Here is a 5,228-nt window from a genome sequence, read left to right on the forward strand (position 1 = left end):
AGCCGCGACGAGTACACCGCCGAGCGGGTGTTCTGGGTGCCGCCCGAGGCGCGCTGGCAGAACCTGCAGAACCAGGCCGCGCGGCCGGACATCGCCACCTTGATCGACGATGCCATCCTCGCAGTGGAGCGCGACAACCCCAACCTCAAGGGCAAGCTGCCACGCGACTACGCCCGCCGCGGCATTGCGCCGGAAAAGATGAAGGGGCTGATTGATCTCATCGCCAACATCGGCTTCAAGGGCGACCGCGCCAAGGCCCGCGACACGCTGGGCCGGGTCTACGAATACTTTTTGGGCAAGTTTGCCCAGGCCGAGGGCAAGCTCGGCGGCGAGTTCTTCACCCCGCGCTGCATCGTGCGCCTGCTGGTGGAGATGCTCGAACCCTACGAGGGCCGCGTCTACGACCCCTGCTGCGGCTCGGCGGGCATGTTCGTGCAGTCCGAGCGCTTCGTCGAAGCCCACGGCGGGCGCAAGACCGACATCTCCATCTTCGGCCAGGAGTCGAACCCCACCACCTGGCGCCTGGCGCACATGAACCTGGCCATCCGCGGCATCGAGGCCAACCTCGGTTCGCAGCCCGCCGACAGCTTCCTGCGCGACCTGCACCCGGACTTGAAGGCCGACTACATCCTCGCCAATCCGCCGTTCAACATCTCGGACTGGTCCGGCAAGCTGCTGGCCGACGACGTGCGCTGGCGCTACGGCACGCCGCCGGTCGGCAACGCCAACTACGCCTGGATTCAGCACTTCATCCACCACCTGGCACCGCCCAATGGCCACGGCGGGGGCGTAGCCGGCTTCGTCATGGCCAACGGCTCGCTGTCCACCGGCTCCGGCGGCGAGGGCGAGATCCGCCAACGTATCGTCGAAGCCGATCTGGTCGATTGCATCGTCGCGCTGCCGGCGCAGCTTTTCCTCACCACCGGCATCCCCGCCTGCCTCTGGTTCCTGACCCGCGACAAGACCGGCAAGAACCTGCCCCATGGCGGCCGCGACCGCAGCGGCGAAACGCTGTTCATCGACGCGCGCAAGCTCGGCACCCTGCAGACCCGCACGCTGCGCGTGCTGACCGGCGGCGATGACGGCGAAAGCATGCTGGCCGACGGCATGGGCGACCCGAACCACGACTCCGACATCGGCCGCATCGTCTACGCCTTCCGCCAGTGGCGCGGCGAGCCCGCGCCCGTGTGGTGGAACGAGGCTACGCACGGCAAGTGGGAGTACCGCGACATTCCCGGCTTCTGCAAGGCCGAGACCATCGAGGGCATCGGCAAGCACGGCTTCGTGCTCACCCCCGGCCGCTACGTCGGCGCCGAGGAGCAGGAGGACGACGTCGAGCCCTTCGCGGAAAAGTACCCGCGGCTTCTGTCGGAGCTGGAGGCGTGCTTTGGGGAGGGGGAGCGGTTGATGACGGTGGTGCGGATGCGGTTGGGAGGGATACAGGATGAGCAGTAGTGAGTGGCACTCACTTCCATTCTCTAAAGCCGTAGCCATCAACCCTAGGGTGCGCCTTCAAAGGGGGGAGATTTATCCGTTTGTCGACATGAACGCCGTCGATACGAGTCGGCCCTATGTTCAGCCCTCAGAGGAACGCGCCTTCACAGGTGGCGGAAGCCGTTTCCAAGAGGGCGATACCCTCTTCGCCCGCATCACACCTTGCCTTGAGAACGGCAAGATAGCCCGGTTCAAGGCGGTAGCAGGAGACGATCGTCCTGCGCACGGCTCCACAGAATTCATTGTGATGCGTGGTCGCGATGGTGTGTCGGTCACGGATTTCGTTTTCTATCTGGCGCGGTCACCGCAGGTTCGTGGCTTTGCCATCAGCCACATGACAGGCTCATCTGGAAGACAACGTGTCCCCACCGACTGCTTCGACAAGCTCACCATTTCGTTACCGGCCCCCGACGAACAACGCGCCATCGCTGGTATCCTCGGCGCGCTTGACGACAAGATCGAGCAGAACCGGCGCACGGCGCGGGCGCTGGAGCGGCTGGCGCGGGCGATCTTCCGGGCGTGGTTCGTGGACTTCGAGCCGGTCAAGGCCAAGGCCGCCGGCGCGACCGCCTTCCCCTCCATGCCCCAGCCCGTCTTCGACGCCCTGCCTACCCGCTTCGTCGATTCCGCCATCGGCCCCGTGCCGGAGGGGTGGGAGGTGAAGTCGATCACGCAGATCGCCACGTTTCTCAACGGTCTGGCGCTCCAGAAATATCCGCCGCGCAATGACGGCGAAGACTTACGTGTGATCAAGATCGCGCAACTTCGCAAAGGTTCGACCGAAGGCGCCGATTGGGCGAACAGCGATGTGCCTAGGCAGTACATAGTCGACGATGGCGATTTGCTGTTCTCCTGGTCCGGGACGCTTGAGGCCGAATTCTGGTTCGGTGGCAAGGGAGCGCTGAACCAGCACTTGTTCAAGGTCACGTCGACCCATTTTCCAATCTGGTTCTGCTTCCTGTGGATTCGCCACCACCTGCCGGATTTCCGAACTATCGCCGCGGGTAAGGCGACCACGATGGGGCACATACAGCGCAGTCATCTGCAAGATGCGCACGTCGTTGTGCCGCCAAAAGACACACTTCAAAAAGCGCATGCCATCATCGGTGCACTCTATGACTTGCATGCGCAGTCGATAATCGAATCACGTCATTTGGCGGCGCTGCGCGACTACCTCCTTCCCCAACTGCTATCGGGTAATGTGCGGGTGAAGGACGCCGAACGAAGGGAGACCGCCGCATGAAACCGGCCAGTGAAAAACGCACACCGGCACGTATCGAATCGCTCAAGGTCAGCAACTTCCGCGCGTTGCGCGAGGTGGAGTTCAGGGATCTGACGCCGCTTACCGTGCTGCTCGGCCCCAACGGCAGTGGCAAGTCCACGGTGTTCGACGTATTCGCCTTCCTGTCCGAGTGCTTCGAGCTGGGACTGCGCCGCGCCTGGGACAAGCGGGGGCGCGCCAAGGAGCTGAAGACACGCGGTGGGGACGGCCCGGTGACCGTCGAGATCAAGTATCGCGAGCCGGGATATCCGCTGATCACCTACCACTTGGCGGTGGATGAACGCCAGGGCGGGCCGGTGGTGGTCGAGGAGTGGCTGCGCTGGAAACGTGGCAGCCACGGCCAGCCGTTCCGTTTCCTGGACTATCGCGAAGGGCAGGGCCGAGCGGTCAGCGGCGAGCAGCCCGACGAGAAAGACAGGCGCGTCGACATTGCGCTGAAGTCGCCGGATCTGCTGGCCGTGAATGCCCTGGGCCAGTTTGCCGAGCATCCCCGGGTGGCGGCGTTGCGGGAGTTCATCACCGGCTGGTACGTGTCGTATCTGTCGGCCGAAGGCGGGCGCGGGCAGCCCGAGGCCGGGCCACAGGAGCGGCTGACCAAGACCGGCGACAACGTGGCCAACGTCATCCAGCATCTGGCCGAGCGGCATCCCGACCGGCTGGAGCGCGTCTTTCAGGTGCTGCGTCAGCGCGTGCCGCGCATCGAGCGCGTGCTGGCCGAGCCGATGCCGGACGGCCGCCTGCTGTTGCAGATCAAGGACGCACCCTTCAGCCATCCGGTGCTGGCGCGCTTCGCGTCGGACGGCACGCTGAAAATGCTCGCCTATCTGGTGCTGCTCTACGATCCTGATCCGCCGCCCTTCATCGGCATCGAGGAGCCGGAGAACTTTCTGCATCCACGTCTGTTGCCGGAGCTGGCCGAGGAATGCCGCGGCGCGACTGCGCATACACAGCTCATCGTGACGACCCACTCACCGTTTTTCCTCAACGCGCTGCGGCCGCAGGAAGTGCGCGTGCTGTGGCGCGACGAACTCGGCTACACCCAGACGCAACGTGCCAGCGAGCTGCCTGGTGTCGCCGAATTCGTGGCCCAGGGTGCGCTGCTCGGCCACCTGTGGATGGAGGGCCAGCTCGGCGTGGGCGATCCGCTGGTCAACCAGGGCGCACCGACACGGCCGCTCAAGCGGGGGCGCTGAGCATGGCCACGCATGTGGAATTATTGGTCGAGGAGCCCTCCATGGAGGCATTTCTCCGCGCCTTGCTGCCTCGGTTGCTACCGCGGAACAGAACTTTCGAGGTGCACGCCTTTCAGGGCAAGGGCGATCTGCTCGGCAAACTGGCGGACCGGCTCCGCGGATATGCCAGGTGGCTGCCTGATGACTGGCGCATCGTCGTCGTCGTGGATCGCGACGATGACGACTGCCTTCAACTGAAGCAGCGCCTCGAAGATATCGCCCGGCGGACCGGCTTGCGCACCCGCAGCGCAGGCAGTGCGCCGTGGCAACTGGTCAACCGGATCGCCATCGAGGAACTGGAGGCCTGGTATTTTGGCGACTGGGAAGGCGTGCGCAGCGCCTATCCGCGCATGCCGTCGTCTGTTCCGAACCAGCGGAAGTACCGTGATCCCGATGGCATTGCCGGTGGCACCTGGGAGGCGTTCGAGCGCGTCATGCAGCGGCACGGATACTTCCAGCAAGGCCTGCGCAAGATCGAAGCTGCGCGGGTTTTGGGTGGGGTGATCGATGCGCAGCGCAGCCGTTCGCCGAGCTTTCACCACTTTCGACAGGCAATATTGGAAGCGGTCGCGTGAGCGGCATATCGGAAGCGCTGGTCGAAAGAGCTTCGACAGACTGGCTCGTGGGCATCGGCTATGCGGCGTGCGTCGGCGTCGAGATCGACGACGCCAGCGAGCGCGGCGATGCGGCGCAGGTCATGCTCAAAGGCCGCCTCGGCGCCGCGCTGCATCGGCTCTTGATCCCGACCTGCCGCACGTCGCCGTCGAAGCGGTCATGCGCAGCCTGTCGCGCCCGCCGCACCCGACGCTGATCCAGACAAGCGCTGGTTCCACGCGCTGCTCACCGATGGCGTCGGCCGCCCGCGGCGCATTGGCGCTTCTTTGGCATACTCAGGACATTGAGTAAAATTACTCAGCATGCAGAGCAAGGCTAAAAGCCCTTACCAGCGCCCACAAGCCGCCGAGCTGGCCCGCAGGCTGGCGGAACCTCGCCGTCACTTGCAGGTGGTCACCGGGGCGCGGCAGGTGGGCAAGACCACGCTGGTGCAGCAGGTGACCGAGCGATTGCAGCGCCCGGTGCGCTTTGTCAGCGCCGACGAGCCGACGCTGCGCGATGGCGCGTGGCTGCGTCAGCAGTGGGAAGCGGCGCGGCTGGAGACCGGCGCCGATGGCGGCTTGCTGGTGGTGGACGAGGTGCAGAAGGTCGAGCGCTGGTCGGAA

The 5,228-nt window shown here is 65.1% G+C and carries 6 protein-coding genes; all 6 read left to right on the forward strand.

Annotated elements, in window-relative coordinates:
• On the forward strand, window positions 1–1,455 hold a 1,455-nt coding region (locus tag VIR09_RS07120; RefSeq protein WP_332012241.1), incomplete at its 5' end, for an N-6 DNA methylase.
• A gap of 88 nt (window positions 1,456–1,543) precedes the next feature.
• Window positions 1,544–2,737 (forward strand): restriction endonuclease subunit S, encoded by a 1,194-nt coding sequence (locus tag VIR09_RS07125; protein WP_332012242.1) that lies wholly within the window; start codon window positions 1,544–1,546, stop codon window positions 2,735–2,737.
• Complete coding sequence (locus tag VIR09_RS07130) at window positions 2,734–3,969, forward strand: AAA family ATPase (protein WP_332012243.1); 1,236 nt, start codon at window positions 2,734–2,736, stop codon at window positions 3,967–3,969. Before VIR09_RS07125 ends, VIR09_RS07130 begins: the two co-directional genes overlap by 4 nt.
• Window positions 3,970–3,971: 2 nt before the next feature.
• Complete coding sequence (locus tag VIR09_RS07135) at window positions 3,972–4,583, forward strand: DUF4276 family protein (protein WP_332012244.1); 612 nt, start codon at window positions 3,972–3,974, stop codon at window positions 4,581–4,583.
• Entirely contained in the window at window positions 4,580–4,819 is a 240-nt protein-coding gene (locus tag VIR09_RS07140; protein WP_332012245.1) for a hypothetical protein, read from the forward strand. The genes VIR09_RS07135 and VIR09_RS07140 overlap by 4 nt, the downstream gene beginning before the upstream one ends.
• Window positions 4,820–4,925: 106 nt before the next feature.
• Window positions 4,926–5,228: AAA family ATPase (locus VIR09_RS07145; protein WP_332012246.1), on the forward strand; the 303-nt coding region annotated here is incomplete at its 3' end.

This window comes from Achromobacter sp., assembly GCF_036567245.1.
Classification (GTDB): domain Bacteria; phylum Pseudomonadota; class Gammaproteobacteria; order Burkholderiales; family Burkholderiaceae_B; genus Achromobacter.